19 protein-coding genes are annotated in these 20,378 nt (G+C 67.8%); 9 read left to right on the forward strand and 10 right to left on the reverse strand.

Going from position 1 to position 20,378, the window contains the following annotated elements:
• The first annotated feature begins 30 nt into the window (after positions 1–30).
• Together RJ1_RS37290 and RJ1_RS37295 are read left to right on the forward strand one after the other, a co-directional pair.
• Positions 31–966: a patatin-like phospholipase family protein gene (locus tag RJ1_RS37290; RefSeq protein WP_073368229.1), complete on the forward strand. Its 936-nt coding sequence runs from the start codon at positions 31–33 to the stop codon at positions 964–966.
• Positions 963–2,441: a flavin-containing monooxygenase gene (locus RJ1_RS37295; RefSeq protein ID WP_073368231.1), complete on the forward strand. Its 1,479-nt coding sequence runs from the start codon at positions 963–965 to the stop codon at positions 2,439–2,441. The genes RJ1_RS37290 and RJ1_RS37295 overlap by 4 nt, the downstream gene beginning before the upstream one ends.
• Here the strand turns inward: RJ1_RS37295 and RJ1_RS37300 are convergent.
• The 5 genes from RJ1_RS37300 to RJ1_RS37320 all read right to left on the reverse strand — a co-directional run bounded on the left by RJ1_RS37300 (position 2,422) and on the right by RJ1_RS37320 (position 9,501).
• Positions 2,422–3,567 (reverse strand): acyl-CoA dehydrogenase family protein, encoded by a 1,146-nt coding sequence (locus tag RJ1_RS37300; RefSeq protein WP_073368234.1) that lies wholly within the window; start codon positions 3,565–3,567, stop codon positions 2,422–2,424. The two genes, RJ1_RS37295 and RJ1_RS37300, sit on opposite strands and share 20 nt — an antisense overlap.
• 16 nt (positions 3,568–3,583) lie before the next feature.
• Positions 3,584–4,765 (reverse strand): thiolase family protein, encoded by a 1,182-nt coding sequence (locus RJ1_RS37305; RefSeq protein WP_073368236.1) that lies wholly within the window; start codon positions 4,763–4,765, stop codon positions 3,584–3,586.
• A gap of 90 nt (positions 4,766–4,855) precedes the next feature.
• The gene (locus RJ1_RS37310) at positions 4,856–6,412 is read right to left on the reverse strand and encodes a GMC family oxidoreductase (RefSeq protein WP_073368239.1); all 1,557 of its coding nucleotides are present in this window, start codon (positions 6,410–6,412) and stop codon (positions 4,856–4,858) included.
• Positions 6,409–7,971 (reverse strand): APC family permease, encoded by a 1,563-nt coding sequence (locus tag RJ1_RS37315; RefSeq protein ID WP_073368241.1) that lies wholly within the window; start codon positions 7,969–7,971, stop codon positions 6,409–6,411. The genes RJ1_RS37310 and RJ1_RS37315 overlap by 4 nt, the downstream gene beginning before the upstream one ends.
• A gap of 27 nt (positions 7,972–7,998) precedes the next feature.
• Positions 7,999–9,501 carry an aldehyde dehydrogenase family protein gene (locus tag RJ1_RS37320; RefSeq protein WP_073368244.1) on the reverse strand — a complete coding sequence of 501 codons (1,503 nt, stop codon included), beginning with the start codon at positions 9,499–9,501 and terminating at the stop codon, positions 7,999–8,001.
• Positions 9,502–9,733: 232 nt separating this feature from the next.
• Between RJ1_RS37320 and RJ1_RS37325 the strand changes: the two genes are divergently transcribed.
• Positions 9,734–10,681, forward strand: coding sequence for an aldo/keto reductase (locus RJ1_RS37325; protein ID WP_073368273.1), 948 nt, complete (start codon positions 9,734–9,736; stop codon positions 10,679–10,681).
• 13 nt (positions 10,682–10,694) lie between these two features.
• On the opposite strand, the gene RJ1_RS37330 is transcribed toward RJ1_RS37325, so the two are convergent.
• Entirely contained in the window at positions 10,695–11,612 is a 918-nt protein-coding gene (locus RJ1_RS37330; RefSeq protein WP_073368246.1) for a tyrosine-protein phosphatase, read from the reverse strand.
• A 226-nt stretch (positions 11,613–11,838) separates the two neighbouring features.
• On the opposite strand from RJ1_RS37330, the gene RJ1_RS37335 reads away from it, so the two are divergent.
• Positions 11,839–12,615 (forward strand): SDR family oxidoreductase, encoded by a 777-nt coding sequence (locus RJ1_RS37335; RefSeq protein ID WP_073368252.1) that lies wholly within the window; start codon positions 11,839–11,841, stop codon positions 12,613–12,615.
• A gap of 34 nt (positions 12,616–12,649) precedes the next feature.
• The gene (locus RJ1_RS37340; RefSeq protein WP_073368255.1) at positions 12,650–13,441 is read left to right on the forward strand and encodes an SDR family NAD(P)-dependent oxidoreductase; all 792 of its coding nucleotides are present in this window, start codon (positions 12,650–12,652) and stop codon (positions 13,439–13,441) included.
• A 48-nt stretch (positions 13,442–13,489) separates the two neighbouring features.
• Here the strand turns inward: RJ1_RS37340 and RJ1_RS37345 are convergent, their stop codons facing one another.
• Genes RJ1_RS37345 through RJ1_RS37355 form a run of 3 tightly spaced genes read right to left on the reverse strand, consistent with a single transcriptional unit; the run spans position 13,490 to position 15,932 of the window.
• Complete coding sequence (locus RJ1_RS37345; protein ID WP_073368258.1) at positions 13,490–15,295, reverse strand: zinc ribbon domain-containing protein; 1,806 nt, start codon at positions 15,293–15,295, stop codon at positions 13,490–13,492.
• Complete coding sequence (locus RJ1_RS37350) at positions 15,295–15,594, reverse strand: recombinase family protein (protein ID WP_073368261.1); 300 nt, start codon at positions 15,592–15,594, stop codon at positions 15,295–15,297. The genes RJ1_RS37345 and RJ1_RS37350 overlap by 1 nt, the downstream gene beginning before the upstream one ends.
• 5 nt (positions 15,595–15,599) lie before the next feature.
• Entirely contained in the window at positions 15,600–15,932 is a 333-nt protein-coding gene (locus RJ1_RS37355; protein WP_073368264.1) for a MerR family transcriptional regulator, read from the reverse strand.
• Positions 15,933–15,974: 42 nt separating this feature from the next.
• On the opposite strand from RJ1_RS37355, the gene RJ1_RS37360 reads away from it, so the two are divergent.
• Both RJ1_RS37360 and RJ1_RS37365 read left to right on the forward strand, forming a co-directional pair.
• A complete protein-coding gene (locus tag RJ1_RS37360; RefSeq protein WP_240319759.1) occupies positions 15,975–16,808 on the forward strand; it encodes an SDR family NAD(P)-dependent oxidoreductase in 834 nt (277 codons plus the stop codon).
• Between the two features lie 33 nt (positions 16,809–16,841).
• Entirely contained in the window at positions 16,842–17,252 is a 411-nt protein-coding gene (locus tag RJ1_RS37365; protein WP_073368267.1) for a hypothetical protein, read from the forward strand.
• A 7-nt stretch (positions 17,253–17,259) separates the two neighbouring features.
• Here the strand turns inward: RJ1_RS37365 and RJ1_RS37370 are convergent, their stop codons facing one another.
• Positions 17,260–17,871, reverse strand: a complete 612-nt coding sequence (locus RJ1_RS37370) for a maleylpyruvate isomerase family mycothiol-dependent enzyme (RefSeq protein ID WP_073368278.1) — start codon at positions 17,869–17,871, stop codon at positions 17,260–17,262.
• Positions 17,872–17,956: 85 nt separating this feature from the next.
• Between RJ1_RS37370 and RJ1_RS37375 the strand changes: the two genes are divergently transcribed.
• Both RJ1_RS37375 and RJ1_RS37385 read left to right on the forward strand, forming a co-directional pair.
• Entirely contained in the window at positions 17,957–19,288 is a 1,332-nt protein-coding gene (locus RJ1_RS37375; RefSeq protein WP_073368270.1) for an HNH endonuclease, read from the forward strand.
• Between the two features lie 750 nt (positions 19,289–20,038).
• Positions 20,039–20,378: protein kinase domain-containing protein (locus RJ1_RS37385; RefSeq protein ID WP_170008919.1), on the forward strand; the 340-nt coding region annotated here is incomplete at its 3' end.

A 20,378-nucleotide genomic window follows, 5' to 3' on the forward strand; every position in this document is an offset into this window, starting at 1 on the left:
CCGGTATCTGGTTTCTGCTAGATTCTGTATATGACTTCGAGTGACAGACAACCCAGCCGCGGGGTGGTGATCGGGTGCGGTGGCACCCTCGGCGCAGCGTGGACGGTGGCGGCGCTCGTCGCCGTGAGCGACGCGCTGGGCTGGGACCCGCGCGATGCCGACGTTCTCATGGGCACGTCCGCGGGCGCCGAACTCGTCACCATGCTGGGCGGCGGGGTGGACGTCGACGAACTGCTCGCGATGCAGCTCGGTGGGGCCACCCATCCGGCGCTCGACGGTCACCTCGCCGCCGCACCCGGACGGTTTCCGCCGCTCCCGATGCCGGGACTCGGCTCGCCCGGCCTGCTGCGGCGCGGACTCCCTCCCGTCACCGCCGCGAGCGGACTCCTCCCCCGCGGACGCGGCGAGGCAGCCTGGCTCGATCGGCTTGCAGGGCGGTTCACCGTCGACTCCGGCTGGGTTCGCCACCCGGCGACGTGGCTGGTGAGCATGGACTATGCCACGGGAGAGCGCGTCGCATTCGGGTCACCCGGTGCGCCCACCGCGACTCTGTCGGAGGCGCTGCGGGCGTCGTGGGCAATTCCCGGCTGGTATCCCCCCGTTCCGATCGGCGGCCGCCGATTCGTCGACGGCGGTGCGGCGTCCACCGCATCCGCCGACCTGGCGCTGCCCCTCGAACTCGACGAGGTGATCGTGCTGGCACCCATGGCGTCGACGGGCCGCGTGCCCGGGCGTGGCGCGGCCCGCGTCGAGCGCCTGATGCTGCGGAACTGGATGAGCGCCGGACTCGACGCCGAACTGGCGAAGCTGGAGGCGGCCCGCACCCGGGTGATACGGCTCGACGCCACCGCCGAGGATCTCGCCGTCATGGGTCCGAACTTCATGGACGGCAGGCGCCGCCTCGCCACCCTCGAACATTCTCTCGTCAGCACCCGAGCCCAGCTCGCGAACGGAGTACGCGCATGAAGCACTACGACATTCTCATCGTCGGCGCCGGGATCTCCGGCATCGGGGCCGCAATTCGACTGAAGCAGAGCGGAATCGACAACTTCGCCATCCTCGAGAAGGGTGACGCACTGGGCGGCACCTGGCGCGACAACACCTACCCGGGCTGCGCGTGCGACGTCCCCTCTGCCCTGTACTCCTACTCGTTCGCACCGAACCAGGAGTGGTCGCGGTTGTTCGCCGGACAGGAGGAGATCCGCCGCTACATCGAGCGCACCGCCGCCGAACACGGAGTCCCCGAACACGTGAAGTTCGGCACCGAGATGCAGCGCGCCCAGTGGAGCGAGCGCAGCAGACGGTGGTCGGTGGACACATCCGGCGGCACGTTCACCGCGGACGCCGTCGTGGCTGCCGCCGGACCGTGGAACGAACCGCTCGTGCCCGACGTCCCCGGACTCGACACCTTCACCGGTGAGGTCTTCCACTCGTCCCGCTGGAACCACTCGTACGACCTCACCGGTAAGCGCGTCGCCGTCGTCGGAACCGGCGCGTCGGCGGTGCAATTCGTCCCCGCCATCGCGCCGAAGGTCGAGGCCCTGCACGTCTACCAGCGCACCGCGCAGTGGGTGCTGCCGAAACCCGATCACACCCTGCCGGGCATCGAGCGCGCGATCCTGCGCCGCGTGCCGGGTGCGATCCGGGCGCTGCGACGCATCGAGTACACGATCATGGAGTCGCTCGGGCTCGGATTCCGGCACCCGTGGATCCTGCGGGTGATCCAGCAGATCGGCAAGGCACAGCTGCGCGCGCAGGTTAGAGATCCGCAGCTCCGCAAGGCATTGACACCCGACTACACCCTCGGATGCAAACGCCTGCTCCTCTCGAACACCTACTACCCCGCCCTCACGCGTCCCCACGTCGAGGTGCATGCCAACGCGGTGCAGTCGGTGCGCGGGAACGTCGTGGTGGGCAGTGACGGCGCCGAACGGGAAGTGGACGCCATCATCTTCGGCACCGGCTTCCACATCCTCGACATGCCTATCGGTTCCAAGGTCTTCGACGGCGAGGGTCGCAGCCTCGACGATCACTGGAAGGGCAGCCCGCAGGCCTACCTCGGCACGACCGTCGCGGGTTTCCCCAACGCGTTCGTGCTCCTCGGGCCCGCTCTCGGCACCGGACACACCTCGGCGTTCATGATCCTCGAGGCGCAACTCGAGTACCTGATCCAGGCCGTCACGCAGGCCCGGAGCAACGGCTGGACCCGGATGGAACCCCGACGCGAGGTGCAGGACGCGTTCAACGCCCAGGTCCAGGAGGCCCTGGCCACCACCGTGTACAACGCCGGTGGCTGCCAGAGCTACTTCCTCGACGTCAACGGCCGCAACAGCTTCAACTGGCCGTGGTCGACCGACCGGATGCGGCGGCGGCTCGGCCGGTTCGACGAGGCGGCGTACGAGGTGTCGTGCGAGCCGGCGGTTACAGCGACTTCGCGATGATTCCCTTCATCACCTCGTTGGCGCCCGCGTAGATCTTCTGGACGCGGGCATCCTCGTACATGCGGGCGATCAGGTACTCACGCATGTACCCGTACCCACCGTGCAACTGCACGCATCGGTCGATCACCGCGCACTGCTGCTCGGTCAGCCAGTACTTGACCATCGCCGCCTCCGACGGGTCCAGCTCACCGCGCAGATGCGCCTCGATGCAATGGTCGAGGAACACCGCACACGTGCGGGCGATCGTCTGGCACTCGGCCAGCTCGAACGCCGTGTTCTGGAACTCGAACAGGCTGTGCCCGAACGCCTGCCGCGACTTCGTATACGCAACGGTGTCCTCCACCGCACGAGTCATCGCACCGGACGCCTGCGCACCGATGATCAACCGCTCCTGCACCAACTGCGCCATCAGCTGCCCGAAACCCTGCCCCTCCTCACCGAGCAGATTCGACACCGGCACCCGCACATCGGTGAACGACAACTCCGACGTGTCGGCCCCGTGCTGACCGACCTTGTCCAGGACCCGACCGACGGCGAACCCGGGGCAGTCCCGCAGATCGACGATCAGCAGCGCCACCCCCTTCGCGCCGGCCTTCGGATCGGTCTTGACCGCCAGCACGATCACGTCCGCGGACGCGCCGTTGGTGATGAACGTCTTCGACCCGTTGACCACGTAGTCGTCACCGTCCCGGATCGCGGTGGTCTTGATCGCCTTGAGATCCGAGCCGGCCCCGGGCTCGGTCATGCCGATGGCACCGAGGATCTCCCCGGTCGCCATCCCCGGCAGCCAGGTCTTCTTCTGCTCCTCGGTGCCGTACTCGAGGATGTAGTGCGCGACGATGCCGGAGTGCACCGAGATGCCGAGCGCGAGGTCGCCGGCATAGCCCTGGGCCTCGAACACGGCGAGGTCGTGGGCGAACGTGCCCCCACCGCCGCCGTACTCCTCCGGGATCGAGCAGCACAGCAACCCCAACTTGCCCGCCTCGATCCACACCGCACGGTCGATGCGATGCTGGGCATCCCACTTCTCGTTGTGCGCGACCACCTCACGTTCGAAGAACCCGAGTGCGAGCTCCGAAAGGGCCTTCACCTCGTCGTCGTGCCACGACGGAATGTGCTTCTTCATCGCTCGCCCCGGTCTCTCAGATGCGCCGGAAGAGTGCGGCGAGGGCCTGGCCGCCGCCGATGCACATGGTGACGATGCCGAGTTCGAGGTCGCGGCGCACCAGATCCTTCGCCAGACGCAGGCTCAGGATGGCGCCGGTCGCGCCGACCGGGTGACCCAGAGCGATCGCCCCACCGTACGGGTTGGTCTTCTCCGGGCTCAGCTTCGTGTCCCGGATCACCGCGACCGCCTGCGACGCGAACGCCTCGTTCAGCTCGATCACGTCGATGTCGCCGGGGGTGGTGCCGGTCTGCTCGAACAGATTCTGCAGCGCCAGCACGGGGGCGTACCCCATCAGCGCCGGGTCCATCGCCGCGGTCGCGACGGCCTCGAGGGTGACCAGCCCGGTCAGGCCCTTCTCCTGCGCGGCCGACGCCGTGGCCAGCACCAGCGCCGCGGCGCCGTCGTTGATACCGGACGCGTTACCCGCGGTCACCGAGCCGCCCTCCTCGAACGCCGGGCGCAGCTTCGCCAGGGTCTCGAGGGTGGTGTCGGGCTTGGGGTGCTCGTCGACCTCGACCGTCTTCGGGCGCCGTCCGCCGATCTCGACCGGGGTGATCTCCTCGGCGAACGCGGCCCTCGCCGCATCCGAGGCGGCGCGGCGCTGGGACTCGACCGCGAACTCGTCCTGCTGCTGCCTGCTGACGTCGTACTTGCGGGCCACGGCCTCGGCGGTGCGGCCCATGTGGACGCCACCGAACGGGTCGGTCAGGATCGCGACCGTGCCGTCGACGAGCTTACGGTCACCGAGCTTGTAACCGGAGCGGGCGGAGAAGTCGTAGAACGGCATCCGCGACATGCTCTCGTCGCCGCCGGCGAGGGCGAAGTCCACCCCACCCCAGCGCATCTGCTGCGCCGCCGACCACACCGCCTGCAGACCGGACCCGCACAGCCGGTTGACGGTGTACGCCGGCGTCTTCTCGGGCAGTCCCGCGGCCAGGGCGACGCGGCGGGCGTTGTAGGCGTCCGGTCCGACCTGACCGATGCAGCCCATCACCACCTCGTCGATGTCCTCACCGGACACCCCGGCACGGTCCAGGGCGGCCTTCGCGGCGGTGGCACCCAGTTCGTGGGCGGGCACGTCCTTGAACGCGCCACCGAAACTGCCGATCGGGGTCCTCGCGCCGTCGACAACCACGATCGGTTCGGGAGAATTCATGACGTGCCCTTCCGTCTCTCTACCAGTATGGGGAGATAGTAGGACTTCAAAGTACCCGGCGGTTCACCTGGGCGTCCGTACACCGTCCGATCAGGTTCCGCGAATCAGGTCGGCGCACTTCTCGGCCATCGTCATGACCGTGATGTTGGGATTGACGTAGGGCAGTTTCGGCATGGCGGACGCGTCCACCACCCGCAGATTGCGGACGCCCTTCACCCGCAATTCCGGGTCGAGGACGGCCATCGGGTCGCCGGCCGCACCCATGCGGGCGGTCCCAGCCGGGTGGTAGACGGTGTTGTGCGTCCGGTGCGCGTAGTCGATCAGTTCGTCGTCGGTGACCGCCTCCGGCCCGGGCGCCAGTTCCCGGGCAATCCAACTGTGGAGGGGTTCCTGCTCGGCGATGCGGCGCGCCAGCCGGAACCCGGCGAGCATCACGGCCTCGTCGTGGCCGTCGGGGTCGGTGAAATATCGCGGGTCCACCCGCGGACGGTCCCGGAAGTCGCGGGAGCGGAGCCGCACCGTTCCCCGGGACAGTCCCTGTGTGACGTTGGGGGTGAGGCAGAAACCGTTCTCCGTGGTCGGGTAGCCCCAGCGGAGAGTGTTCATGTCGAACGGCACGCTGCCGTAGTGCATCATCAGGTCCGGATGATTCAGCCCCTCGGTGGTGGTGGCGAACAGTCCGATCTCCCACCACTGCGTCGACGTCTCGACCATCGGCCGGGACGCGTCCCAGAACACCAGCCCCTCGACGTGATCGTCGAGATTCTGACCTACCCCCGGCGAGTCGACCCGAACCTGCACACCCATCTCCCGCAGGTGCACGGTGGGCCCGATCCCCGAGAGCATCAACAGTTTCGGCGTGTCGATGGCCCCGGCCGTGACGATCACCTCGCGGCGCGCCGAGACGGTGTCGTACCCGGACAGATCGGGCCGCTGGTAGCGCACGCCCGTCGCCGCCGTCGAATCGTCGATGAGGATCTCGCTGACCCAGCAGTCGGTGCGCACCTCTAGATTCGGGCGGGAACCGAGGATCGGATGCAGGTAGGCGTGCGACGTCGACATCCGGGTGCCGTCCTCGGACGCGTTGATCTGGAACCACCCCGCCCCGTCGAGGACGGTCGTGCCGCGGTTGAACTGCACCGTGGGCAACCCGGCCTTCGCCGCGGACTCGAGCAGGGCCACCCCGCACGGGTCGTTCGGCGGGACGTCGCGCAACCGCACCGGACCGTTGCGTCCGTGCTGTTCGCCGGGGGCGTCGTTGTTCTCCACCCGCGCCACCAGCGGCAGCACATCCTGCGCTCCCCAGCCGGTGGCACCCGCGGCCGCCCAGTCGTCGAGGGTCTCGGCGGGCGGCCAGAACGCGATGCACGAATTGTGGGAGGAACATCCACCGAGCACCTTGGCGCGGGCGTGCCGCATGAAGCTGTTGCCCTTCTCCTGCGGCTCGACCGGATAGTCCCAGTCGTATCCGGAGTCCAGCAGGTGCATCCACTGCGACAGGTCCAGGACGTTGCGGTCACCGACGTCCGACGGCCCGGCCTCGACGAGGCAGACGGTCACCGACGGGTCCTCGCTGAGCCGTGCGGCGAGGACGCACCCGGCGGTGCCGCCGCCGGCGATCACGTAGTCGAACACGGTGTCCGTCATGACAGTTCGCTCTCCGACGCCTCGTCCTTCGACGACGCCGCGTGCGAGGCCAGGCATCCGATGTGGTTGCGTCCCTTCACCGCATACCAGAGGAGACCCAACCCGAGAATGATGCCGATGTACACGAACGCACCCCACGTGTTGTACCAGGGCGTGCCGTACACCTCGGGGCGCGGCCACGCCAGATTGAGCGCCATCCCCACTCCCCACAGCACGGCGAAGATGTTCACCGGAAGCCCCCACCGGCCCATCGTGAAGTAGCCGCTCTCCGCGAGTTCCTTCGGTGGCCACTTCCCCTGCAGTCGCTTCTTCAGCAGCGGCCCGGTGACCATGAGGTACGCCAGGTAGATCATGATGATCGCGATCGACGTCAGCACCGTGAAGATCTGGGGCTGACCGATGTTGATGACGAGGATGAACGCCGACAGCACACCGATCACGATGGCGGGGACCACGGGCGTCTGATGCTTCGGGTTGACGTGGGCCAGTCGCTCCCCGAACGGCAGGGCGTTGTCGCGAGCCATCGCGAACGTGAGCCGGATGGCCGCGGCGTGCACCGCGAGCGAGCACACGGTGACGGCGATGACGATGCAGACGAGGAAGATCTTGCCGAGCGGACCCCACATCACCTGCTCGACGATGTACTGCAGGCCGCCCTCACTGCTGCCGATCAGGGGATCGTCGAGGTCGGGGGCCGCCATGATCGCGAACACCAGGATCGCCCCGCCGATCACGAACGACGCGAGGATCGCCCGCAGGATCGCCTTGGGCGCCGTCCGCCGGGGATCGACCGTTTCCTCACCGAGCGAACTCGCGGTGTCGAATCCGTACATCACGTACCCGGACGCGAGGGACGCCACGAGGAAGACGCTCAGATAGCCGCCGCTCGCCTCGGCACCGTAACCGTGGGTGGAGAAGAACACATCCGGTCCGCGGGTGATGTTGGCGGCGAGGATGATCGCGATGAGAACGGCTGCGATCAGCTCGACGAACACACCCGTGCTGTTGATGAGCGCCATCAGCTTGACTCCGAATGCGTTGACCGTCGTGGTGAACGCGATCATGACGGTGCCGAGAATGACGGCGTTGGTCGCGAAGTCGTATTCGCCGGTGCCGTCGCCGATGATCTGGAAGCCGCTCCACAGCCTCGGCAGGTTGAGCTGCAGCGCGAGCACGACGGCGGACAGGGTGACGATCGAAGCCGTGAGCATCAGCCAGCCCGACGACCACCCCACGATCCTGCTGCCGAGCAGCTTCGCCCAGTTGTAGACCGAACCGGCGACGGGATATTTGGCCGCGAGTTCCATGAAGCACAGGGCGACGGCCATCTGCCCGACGAACACCATCGGCCACGACCACAGGTACGCGGGCCCCGCCGTGCCGAATCCGAAGTAGAACAACTGGAAGGTGCCGGTGAGAATCGAGATGTAACTGACTCCCGCGGCGAAACTGGCGAATTTGCCGAGGCTGCGGTCCAGTTCCTCCTTGTACCCCAGCTCGCCGAGTCCGCTGTCCCCCGGCGCGCCTCCGTCACCCACTGCTCCGTGCCGAGTAGCCATGGTTCTCTCGCCTCTCCGTGCGCCGACCTAGCCGTTGTCGAACCACCCCGCCGCCGTGGGCGAGGTGTTGTGCCAGATGTGTTTGGTCTCCTGATACTCCGCCAAACCGGCGGGTCCGAGTTCGCGCCCGTTGCCCGACATCTTGAAACCGCCCCACTCGGCGGCCGCGGTGTAATAGCCGAAGTCGTTGAGCCACACGGTGCCGTGCCGCAGACCGCGCACCATCCGCTCGCCCCGCGCGCTGTCGGCGGTCCGGACGCCGGCGGCGAGACCGTACTCGGTGTCGTTGCCGAGGCGCAGCGCCTCCTCCTCGGTGGTGAACCGCTCGACGGTGAGGATCGGACCGAACGTCTCCTCCTGCACGAGGCGCATGGTGCGGTCGCAGTGGTCGAAGATGGTGGGAAGGTAGTAACTCCCCTTCGCCAATGCGGGATCCGAGGGCCGCGCCCCTCCCGTCACCAACTGGGCGCCTTCGGACAGCCCGAGCGCGACGTACCGTTCGACCTTCTCCCGGTGCGCTTCGGAAACCAACGGGCCGGTTCGGCTCGCGGGATCGAGACCGTTGCCCATGCGGATCTTCTCGGCGCGTGCGGCGAGCGCGGCGACGAACCGGTCGGCGATGGATTCCTCGATGATGAGCCGGGTTCCCGCGGAGCACACCTGACCGGAGTGCAGGAACACCCCTGTCAGCACCTGGTCCACCGAATCTTCGCCGTCCGCGTCGGCGAAGACGATGTGCGGATTCTTTCCGCCGAGTTCCACCGCCACCTTGGTGACGTTCTTCGCCGCGGTCTCGAGGATGACGCGTCCGGTGGCCAGCCCGCCGGTGAACGAGACGAAATCGACGTCGGAGGTTCCCGTGAGCGCGGCACCCAGCACCGCGCCGCTGCCCTGCACCAGGTTCACCACTCCGGCGGGAGCACCGGCCTCGACGATCAGCTCGACGAACGCGATGGTGCTGAGCGGGGTCACCTCGCTCGGCTTGAGGACCATCGTGCAGCCGGCGGCCAGCGCGGGCGCCACCTTCCACGAGATCTGCAGCAGCGGATAGTTCCACGGGGCAATGAGCACGCAGACGCCGATCGGTTCGCGCACCACCCGGCTGATCACGTCGGGTCGGCCGACGTCCACCAGGCGGTCCGCCTCGACCGCCGCGAGGTTCGCGTAGTACCGGAACACCGACGCCACGTCGTCGATGTCGATCCGGCTCTCCTCCAACGTCTTTCCGGTGTCGAGTGTCTCGATCCGCGCGAGCGTCTCCTTGTCGCGCTCGAGCAGATCGGCGATCCTCGCGACCAGTGCCGCGCGCTCGGCGACGGGGGTGCGGGGCCACGTCCCCTCGTCGAAGGCCGCACGGGCCGCGGCGACCGCACGGGTGGCGTCGTCCGGAGAGGCCTCGTCGACGGTGGCGACCACCGATCCGTCGGCCGGATTGATGCAGTCCCGGGTCTCGCCGGAGCTGGAGCGGACCCACTGCCCGTCGATGAACAGGCCCGTGTTCAAGAGGTCATCGATCGACTGGTCCTGCATCACTCAACTCCGTGGCTCGCCGGAACGCATGCACCCCCTTCACGGTATGCCAGTGGAGTCGTGGTGGGCTGGGTTCGCTCACACATGTCCGATTCCGGGCAATCCTCGAAAACAGGTCGTTCGGTAGCCGGACGCACGTTCGCTCCGCGGCTGCGATAGCGTGGTCAGCCGAACTCTTCGCACACTCCGCACAACGCACACCAAGAAACCGCACACCAAGAACGGAGCACCCGTGGTCGCGATCGGCACGTCGGATCTGGACATCTTTCCCCTGGCCCTCGGCGGTAACACCTTCGGCTGGACCAGTGACGAATCGACGTCGTTCGAGATCCTCGACGCCTTCGCCGCGGGCGGCGGCAACTTCGTCGACACCGCCGACTCGTACTCGGCGTTCGCCGAAGGGAACTCCGGCAGCGAGTCCGAGACCGTTCTCGGCAACTGGATGGCGTCGCGCGGGAACCGCGACCACGTGGTGATCGCCACCAAGGTCAGCCAGCACCCGGAGTTCAAGGGCCTGGCCCCTGCCAACGTCCGGGCCGCGGCCGAGGCGTCCCTGAAGCGGCTGCAGACCGACCACATCGACGTGTACTACGCCCACTTCGACGACGCCGAGACCCCTCTCGTCGACACGCTCGGCGCCTTCGACGAACTGGTCCGCGACGGCGTCGTCCGCTACGTCGCCATCTCCAACTACTCGCCCGAGCGCATCCGGGAATGGCTGTCCCTCACCGCCGAGAACGGGTTCGCGGCCCCGATCGCGCTGCAGCCGCACTACAACCTCGTGCACCGGAACGACTACGAACCCGAGGTCGCCGCGATCGCCACCGAGAACAACCTCGGCGTCTTCCCGTACTACTCCCTGGCCGCGGGCTTCCTCGCAGGCAAGTACCGCACCCAGGCCGACCTGGACGGGCAACCCCGTCAGCGGATGGCGACCCGCTACTTCTCCGAATCCGGCCTCGCCGTCGTCGACGCCCTGGCCGAGATCTCCGCCGCACACTCGGCGGAGATCTCCACCATCGCGCTCGCCTGGCTCCTCACCCGCCCCGGCATCACCGCGCCGATCGCCAGCGCGAGCCGCCTCGAGCAACTGCCCGCCCTGCTCGACGCCCCGACGGTGACGCTGACCGCGTCCGAGATCAACCAGCTCACGACGCTCTCGGACGCGATCGGCACCTGACCCGGAGTTCGACTCAGCTCAGCAGCTTGCCCCGGAGCCGGTCGATGGTCGCCGGGCTCAGGCCGAGCCCCTCGGTCAGGTAGCGGTCGACCGTGCCGTACCGCTCGGTGAGGCGCCCCAGCCCGGCCTCGAGGTAGCTCCGGTCGACGCCCAGCAGCGGCTGGTAGATCTTCGCCACCGCCTCACCGCGGCTGGCGGCGATCTGGTCGTACGTGATCTTCATCGACCCCGCGGTGTAGTCGTTGGTGAGCAGGTAGTCGTCGAAAATGGTGTCCTGCGAGACGCCCGCGATGGAGAGCAGCAATGCGGACGCCCAGCCGGTGCGGTCCTTGCCCGCCGTGCAGTGGAAGACCTGCGGTCCGTCGGTGTCGGCCAGCGAGGTCAGGAGTTGCGAGAACCCTGCCCGGGTGGCCGCGTCGTCGACGAAGCTGCGGTTCATCTGCTGCATGAATGCGACGGCGTCGGCCGGCGACTTCAATTGCGCGACCGCGGCACCCAGGTCGCCCGACAGGATGGGGATGCCGAGGTACCGCGGACCGGCCGGGAGCCGGTCGGGTTTCGCCGCCACCTCTTCGACGGTGCGCACGTCGTACACCGCGGTCAGACCGAGACCGGTGAGGACGGCGAGATCCTGATCGTTCGGCACGAGCGCGTTCGAACGGTAGAAGGCCCCCCGCGTCACGTGTCCGCCACGGGCGGTGACGTACCCCCGCCCCGTTCCCCCGACGTCGCGGAAGTTGTCGACCGACCCGAGGCGCGGAGTCTCGACGACCGGGCCCGCGCTCCCGAAGTCGGAAGATCCGAATCCGGGCAGAGTGATTCCGGGCAGCGACAGCGGGTCCGCCGAAGCGAGCGCCGGCGTGCCGAAACCCGCGAACAGGACACTGCCGGTGATCAGCACCGCGGCGGTGGACGTGACACGACGAGACATGGAAGAAGCCTTTCGATGGGCTGTCGAGGAGTTCCGCCCGTCCGGCATGTCCGGAACGTCAGCGGGTAATCCACATCACAGTGGTCGGACGTTTCCCGTGGCTACGAGTTGTTCCGATCACCGGGAGAACCCGTTTCCCGGCGGCGGCGCCCACAGCAGACTCGGGCCGTCGGCAGCCGACGTGCCCGACGAACGTGACTCTTTGACGACGAGGATGTGAGCTGAGATGACCGAGACCGCACAGCAACTGGCGGGGAAGGTTGTGATCGTGACCGGGGCGGCGCGGGGGCTCGGCGCGGCATTCGCCCAGCGCATCGTCGACGAGGGCGGCAGCGTCGTGGTCGGCGACGTTCTCGACGACGGCGGCCGCGCGACCGTCGCTCAGCTCGGTGACCGGGCGCGATACAGCCACCTCGACGTCACCGACCCGCAGCAGTGGCAGGCCGCGGTCGACGTGGCGACGAACGAGTTCGGACGCGTCGACGGCCTCGTCAACAACGCCGGCATCTCCACCGGCCAGTACATCGAGCACGAACCGCTCGACCATTTCCGAACGGTCCTCGACATCAACCTGACCGGCGTGTTCAACGGCCTGCAGGCCGTGATCGCCCCCATGCGCGCCGCCGGCGGCGGATCGATCGTCAACATCTCCTCGGCTGCCGGACTGATGGGCCTCGCGCTGACCGCCGGCTACGGCGCATCGAAGTGGGGCGTGCGCGGGCTCACGAAGATCGCCGCGGTGGAACTGGGCACCGACCGGATCCGCGTCAATTCCGTCCACCCCGGAATGACGTACACCCCGATGACCGCGGGCCTCGGAATCCAGGAGGGCGAGGGCAACTACCCCAACACCCCCATGGCCCGTGTCGGAGTGCCCGAAGAAATCGCCGGCGCCGTCGGCTTCCTGCTGTCCGACGCGTCCACCTACGTGACGGGCGCGGAACTGGCCGTCGACGGCGGATGGACCGCCGGACCCACCGTGAAATACGTGATGGGCCAATGACATCGAATACGGAACCACACGAGGAGTACAGACGATGAATCGATTCGACAACCGGCGGATCCTGGTGACCGGCGCCGCGTCGGGGATCGGCCAGGCCACCGCACTCCGCCTGCTCGCGGAAGGCGGCACCGTCGTGGCAGCCGACGTCTCCGAGGACGGCCTGGCGAAGACGGCGGAACTGGCCGACGCCGCGGGCACCGCGGGACGCCTCACCGTCGCGGGCATCGACATCGGAGACGAGAAATCCGTCGTCGACGGTGTGAGCTCCAGCGTCGAGAAGCTGGGCGGACTGGACGTGCTCGTCAACGCCGCGGGCATCCTCCGCGCCTCGCACACCCACGAGACGTCGCTGGACCTGTGGAACCAGGTGATCGGGATCAACCTCACCGGCACGTTCCTCATGGTCCGCGAATGCCTGCCCGCACTGCTGCGCAACGAGCAGAGCGTCGTCGTGAACTTCAGTTCCACGTCCGCCGCGTTCGCGCACCCGTACATGGCCGCGTACGCCGCGAGCAAGGGCGCCATCCAGTCGTTCACCCACGCACTGGCACTCGAATACGGCAAGCAGGGCCTGCGCGCCGTCGGCGTCGCCCCCGGCAGCATCAAGACCGGAATCACCGACGCCACATCGGGTTACGTTCCCGCCGACGCCGATTGGAGCCTGTTCTCCAAACTCTCCCCCATCCTCCCCACCACCCTGGAATCCGGTGGCGCGGCCATGGGCGGACCCGAACAGGTCGCCGGGGTGGTGGCCATGCTCGCCTCCGACGACGGCGCCTTCGTCACCGGAACCGAGATCCGCATCGACGGCGGAACCCACGCCTGAGCGGTACACCCTTGCGCGTGCGACGACGTAGGTTGGAGGCATGAGCGTCTACATAGATCTCGTACTTCCTGCCACTGACGTGGCTGGCGTTGGAGATGTATGTACTTCACGGCTACCCGTAACACCCTGCGGTGTTGCGGGTTTTACCGTGTCCCACACCGACGCTTGGGGCGCAGGAACAATCCTTGTCTGGTTCACCCCCACCCGGGGTGTCGCGGCGGGTGCACTGCGACGGACACGGCGATGCCGCGGCCTGCGCGGAGTTGGACACATCTTGTCGCGGCATCGGCGCACCGGCGCATGCTCGATCACCCGGATCTGCGGACTCCGGCCGCGCTTCCGAACGGCTTTTCCGCGTCCCAGCAATGCTCGTTTGGCCAGGTTCACGGCCGCCACATGGTCACGGTTTCCGCCGATTTTGCACTGCTCACACCATGCCCGGTGGTAACCGCCGGGGCGGGAGAGCGGTTCGTTGCAGCCCGGACACTGTGCGGACGATCCGCGCGCCGGTACGGACACCACCGTCACACCGACACCGGCGGCAGTGTGCGTGAGAGCGTCGACGGCCTTGCGGCGGGCCGATTGCGCGGCCCGATTGTTGTTGACCCGCCCGTGCCCGCGGGTTTCGAGGGTGGTGAGGTCTTCCACCGCGATCACCGTCGCCCCCGCCGCGGCAGCGAAGTCGGTAACCTGGCAGCCGAAGTGAAACGCCATTTCCCGGTTGATCTTTGCCCGTTTGACGCCGACAGCGGTGCGGTGCTCGTCGAGGACGGCGATCTTCGCCTCCAACCCCGCGCGGACCTCGGGGGGTGCGGTCGCGGCGAGCCGGCGCAGGCGAGCAGCCTTGGCGTGCAGCAGCTGCCCCTCGGTTTGCAGGCGGGCCAGCTTGATCCCGAGACCTCGGTCGTCGTACGTGAAACCCCGATAGTCCGACACCACACCCTCCGGGGTGTGTGTGGCGACGGCGGCCACACCGAGTGTGGACGGAGACCAGTCCACACCCACCGCCGTCGTTCCCGAGGTCAGATCAGCGGCCGGGACCGCCTCGGTGGCGGCGCACCGCAACAGCAGACCTCGGTGGTCGAGATGAAGGGTCGGGAGATGCCACTCGCTGATCGGCCGCCGGTGCAGGTGCGGTGGGATCGCGGCGGTCAACCGGACTCGTCGCCACTGCGCGCGGCTTGTCGGGGCGGCGGTGGTGGGCAGTTTGACGGTCAACGTCATGACGGCGTCTGTGACGGTGAGGTGGGAGAGTTGTCGATCCGCTGCGGAAAGCCGAGCCATCGCCGAGGTCTGGGGTGGTGCCTGCACGTCGGTGATCCGCAGCCGCGCGTCTGCCGAGTCGGCGGCGGCGCGTGCGCGCGCGGTGATCTGCCGCACCACGCCCCGGGCGAATCCGGACGGCACGCACTCCGCAGCAGTAGTGGGTGCGGCGATGCGGCCGGTGGCCGGGGCGAACCGGGCCGACAGTGTGATGATCGCGGTGTCTCGGTGGGCCAGAGCCCGCAAGGTGCCGACTGCCTGCGCGGTCACCACCCGCGTGACACGCGACGGGACGTAGACACCGTCCGGGTAGTGCGGGGTCCAGCCGAGACGCGCAGCAGCGACGTGACCGTGCATCGGGAGTGTCCGGCCGTGGTTGTCACATCCGGCGGCCAGGACATCGAAGGTGGCCGGTTGCCACAGCCGCGACAGCAGGTGCGCTTCGGCGCCCGAGATCAGGTCGAGCAGCCATCCGACACGCACGTCGAGGTCGTCGAGCCCGATCGGCGTACCGGTCTCGTCATCGACAGCCAGGTAGGGGCGGGTGGTGAACGAGAACTGGCGCAGCGCAGTGAATCCGGCATCGGCCATCAGCTAGCCCACCCCCAACCGTGCCGCCGCATCACCGCATCGCCCGCAAGTCGACGTGGATTCCGCTTCGACCGCAATGGGTGGAAGCGGCCGGAAAATGAAGCGAGCAGTGCCATGACGTCATCCATCAGCTCCTCTACCAGCGACGTGTCCCCATGTTCACGCAGGACCTCGACCTTAACGCCGACCACCGACAGGTACCGCTCGATCCACGCCACCGGAGAACCGCGCCACGCCAACCGATCCCGCCACACCACTCGCACCACCCTGACGTGACCCTGGGCTGCGTCGTCGAGCATCCGATTCAGTCCCGCTCGGGTCTCTCCCGCAGACCTGAACCACGATCCTGGTAGACCCGGTACACGGTGCCGGTGGCACGCTCACGCAGCATCTTCTCCTGAACGGCGAGCGAGGATTCCCGGCCGGTCGAGCCGGACACCCGGCGGTACAACCCTTCCGCCCTGCCGGCCCGAACACTCTCCGGTGTGGGTCGACCCAGGTAGACGTCGCGATCCTCCCGATCGAAGACTCGCCGACCGGAACCTGTACGCCGAGACGGTAACCGGCCCTCCGACGCGGCCTTCCGGACCTCCACCACCGACATGTTCAGGCATGCCGCCGCCTCGCCGATCCGCATGATCCGACAGCAACAGGAAGGACTAGGAAGGACTAGGAAGTATTGGGGATTACGGTAACAGTTGAGAGCCTGCCCACCCCTGCCGCCGATCGCACCGCGCTCGTCACCGGAGCGTCGTCCGGGATCGGCGCGGCGATCAGCCGTGAACTCGCCCGCCGCGGTCACCAGGTCGTGCTCCTCGCTCGCCGGGCCGAGAAGTTGGAGGAACTGGCCACCGAACTGCGGGCCGCAGGCGGTCGCGCACACGTCCTGGGTGCCGATCTGTCCGACCGCTCCGCCCGCGCGACCCTGCTCGACCGCGTCGGCGAACTCGGACTCACCCTCGACATCCTGGTGAACAACGCCGGTCTGTCCACCCTCGGCCCGGTGGCCGCGTCCGATCCGCACGCCGAGATGAACATGATCGAGGTCGATGTGATGGCTGTCGCGGACCTCTGCAGCCGCGCCCTCCCCGGCATGGTGCACCGTCGCCGAGGAGCGATCCTCAACGTCGCCTCCACGGCCGCGTTCCAGCCTCTGCCCGGACAGGCCGCCTACGCCGCCTGCAAATCGTTCGTCCTCTCGTACACCGAGAGCCTCACGGGCGAACTGAAAGGCACCGGCGTCACGGCGACCGCCCTCTGCCCCGGCCCCGTCGACACCGGATTCGGCGAAACCGCCGGATTCGCGAAGGAAGACGCCGAAGCCGCGCTGCCCAGCTTCATGTGGGAAAGCCCCGAATCCGTGGCCAGGACCGGAGTCGACGGCCTCGACAAGGGGCACATGATCGCCATTCCCGGCCTAGCGAACAGGGCGGCCTCCGTGTTCGCCCACCTCGCGCCGAACAAGTTTCTCGTCCCCGTCCTGGCCAGCCGTCATCCCGGTTTGCGGACGTAGATATCGCTCGGGGCTTACTGTGGTCTGGTGGAAATGATCACTGCTACTCGCCGATTCGCACAGATCACCGCAACCGTCGCCGTCGCCGCGGCTGCCCTCCTGGGGAGCGCCGGGATCGCGGCAGCCGACGAGTGGCCCTCGATACCCACCGAGCCCAGCCCGCTCGCCCCGTTCGACAACCAGAACTTCCTCACCCCGACCGACCTCGACTACTGGAACCCGTTCGTCAGCGCCAACCGGCTCACCTCGCCGTTCGGCACCGCGAACCGCATCGTCTGCACCGGATTCCACGGCGTCCTGCTCGATTGCTGGCAAGCCGACCAGAACGGGCAACCCCACAAGCTCGTCAAATTGTCCATGGACTTCCCTGGATCCCTCGGCGCCACACTCCCCGGCGGAGGTCCCGGCCACTTCGTCTACCCGGGCTTCATCCCGGGTAGCTGACACGCGGCTACAACGGGTCGCCCTCGACCCGTCCTGCCGGAAGTCTGCGGCCGCAGATCATCAGCGCGAGATCTTCGCCCGCTCCGCGTAATTCGGCTCCCGACCCGTACGACCAGTCGAGATCCGTGGCCCGCAGGGCGCGCCCCTCGATGTCGATGCCGAAATTCGAGTGCCCACCACCCGCGGTGAGATCGTTGAGAACGACGCGAATCGTCTCCTCGGGTACACGGCGCGGCACTCCCAGCGGCACGGTGGCGTCGAGACCGTGAATCACCACGTGATTCAGCGCGCCGTGATAGCCGCCGCCCGGCGGCGTCCAGTGGCGCATGACGTCCGAGCGCACGTTGGCGACGAGTTCCGTCGTTGCCAGTTCGGCGTCATGCCCGGCGATCTCGTTCGACAGGCGGGTGAAGTCGAAGTCGCACTCACGCAGACGCGCCATGAACTCGTCCCCCGAGTAGCGCGCCGCCATGGTCAGATGCGCGACGACTTCCCGAATTCGCCACCCCTCGCACAGGGACGGCGTGTCCCACTCCGCCTCGGAGATCCCGTCGAGCAGATCGGCCAGTGCCGAGAACTCGTTCGCGACCGCACGTTGCAGATCAGCGTCATCGGTCATCGCAGTCAGCTCCCGCCACACTCGTTCGACGAAGATCCTCACGACCACCGTAGACCGAAAGCGCCGAGTATTGCCCCAGTCGAACATGATTGGTAGTGTCGAACACATATTCGAACGACCTTGGGGGAGGTTGGCTGTGAGGGCACCGGATCTGGAGGAGCTGTGGGCATTCACCGCGCGGCTGCGGTGTGTCGAGGCCGGTGGGGATGCGGGCTCGGGGATCGAGTGGCTCGATGCGATCGAGACCCTGAAGTCGGTGGGGTGCGCGGCGCAAGCGGTGATCACCGATGCCGTCGCGACGAGCATTCGTGCAGACCGCAGGGCTCGCGGGTTGCCGCGGGTGGAATGGTACCGCGGCATTGCCTCGCAGATTGCGTTGGCGCGCAGGGAATCCCCGAACCGCGGCGGGCGGCATCTGGGGTTCGCGCAGGCTCTGGTGCACGAGATGCCGCACACCCTGGACCTGCTGCGGTCGGGCCGGTTGAACGAATGGCGGGCCACGTTGTTGGTCCGCGAAACCGCCTGCTTATCGGCTGAGGATCGGCGGATCGTGGACCGCCGGTTGTGCTCGGACCCGGCCATTCTCGACGGGGTCGGCGACCAGGGACTGATCGCTCGCGCCAAGGCGTTGGCGGCCGAACTCGATGCCGCGGCCGTGGTGCGGCGACACAAGAAGGCGGTGTCCGAACGGCGGGTGACGACGCGGCCGGCGCCGGACTCGATGGCGTACCTCAGCGTGCTGATGCCGGTGGAGCAGGCGGTGTGCCTGCAGGCGACACTGGGGCGGGACGCGGACAGTCTCATCGCCACCGGGAACGGTGGTGGCAGGACGCGGAATCAGGTGATGGTGGACCTGCTGTTCGCACGCGGCACCGGAGCCGAAGTGGCCTCCGGTGTGCCGGTGGCCGTGAACCTGGTGCTGTCGGACGACACACTGCTCGCCGGTGGGAACGAGCCGGCGCAGTTGCAGGGGTACGGTCCCGTGCCGGCGGGGATCGCCAGACAGTGGGTGGCCGACGCGGTCGACGCCGAGGTCGGGGCAACGTTGCAGAGGCTGTACTCGTGCCCGCAGTCGGGAGCGCTGACGGCGATGGAATCGCGGTCCCGGACGTTCCCGAAGGGTCTGGCGAAGCTGATCGACCTCCGCGACCGGACGTGCCGGACTCCGTGGTGTGATGCGCCGATTCGCCATCACGATCACATCCGCTCACGCCGAGAATCCGGTGCCACGACGGCGGCCAACGGGTCCGGCCTGTGCGAGGCGTGCAACTATGCGAAGGAAGGCGACGGATGGACCGCCCGTCCGGTCACTCGTCCCGGCGGCCGGCATCTCATCGATCTCGGCACCCCGACCGGACATCACTACCGCGCCACGGCGCCGCCACTACCTACCCCGGCGCACCTGCGCGCGTCATGAGGTGGTGGCGGGAGCCTGGTCAGACCCGGCCGCAAAAACAGGCACCCCACCCCGCCGGATGGCCGGTTCCCAGATACGTGCGAAGACACGACTATGGACGGACCCAATCAGCTCTTCACACGCTAGAGGCATCCATGCTCGAAAACCCCGCCCCACCGCCGGCACAAACCAGCATCCCCTGTCGAGCTCACCCCAGGCGCAGCCGAACCGGCAACCATGCCGCCGCAGCCCGCAGGCGGCGCACCCAGGCCGGCACTGCTGCAGCCTCACCTGAGCTCGACTGGTTACGGAATGCACTGCGTGCCTGCGACCTTCTCGCTAGCGTGCAATCCATCAGCCCCTCGGACCGGGCGCTCGTTGCCTTCGCCATCGAGTGGGCTCCCTACCGCGGCGCCGACGCCGAGGAATTGTTCATCAAATTCGGAGTACAACGGAACAGGTTCCTCCATCTCCTCCAAGCCGCGATGGCCCCGAGGCCATCGGACCTCGAGCGCCTACGCATCCTCAAGACAACCCTCTGCAACGACCTCCTCCGCGCATGGAACGAATCGCCGACACAAGACGGTTCCGCGGCGTGGTTTCGGTAGCCGCACCGACACAGGTCCGACGGTGGGAACCCGACGCGTCCTCTGACGGCGAAGCCGAGGCCGGATTGGACGGTGCAGGGATATCCTTAGGTACATCCTCGAGAGGCCAGTAGTGGTGCATTTCCTTCGACAGTGGCTCGGATCAGAAGAATCGATGTAGTCGATGACTGACATCGATCCCTTCGCGACGCAACGCGCCGCGTCGGGTTCGGTCGCGGCGGATCTGGCGGCTGCCGGCTTCGAGGACGCACAAGAGATCGGGCGCGGTGGTTTCGGCGTCGTCTACCGCTGCACCCAGGCGGCGCTCGACCGCACCGTTGCGGTCAAGGTTCTCACCGCCGACCTCGACGAGCAGAACCGGGAACGGTTCCTGCGCGAGCAGCGCGCGGCGGGCAGGCTGACCGGACACCCCAACGTCGTCAATGTCCTCCAAGTCGGCGTCACCGACAACGGGCGGCCATACATCGTCATGCCCTATCACGCTCAGGATTCCCTCGACGCGC

The sequence above is a fragment of the Rhodococcus jostii NBRC 16295 genome (assembly GCF_001894825.1).
GTDB classification, from domain to species: domain Bacteria; phylum Actinomycetota; class Actinomycetes; order Mycobacteriales; family Mycobacteriaceae; genus Rhodococcus_F; species Rhodococcus_F jostii.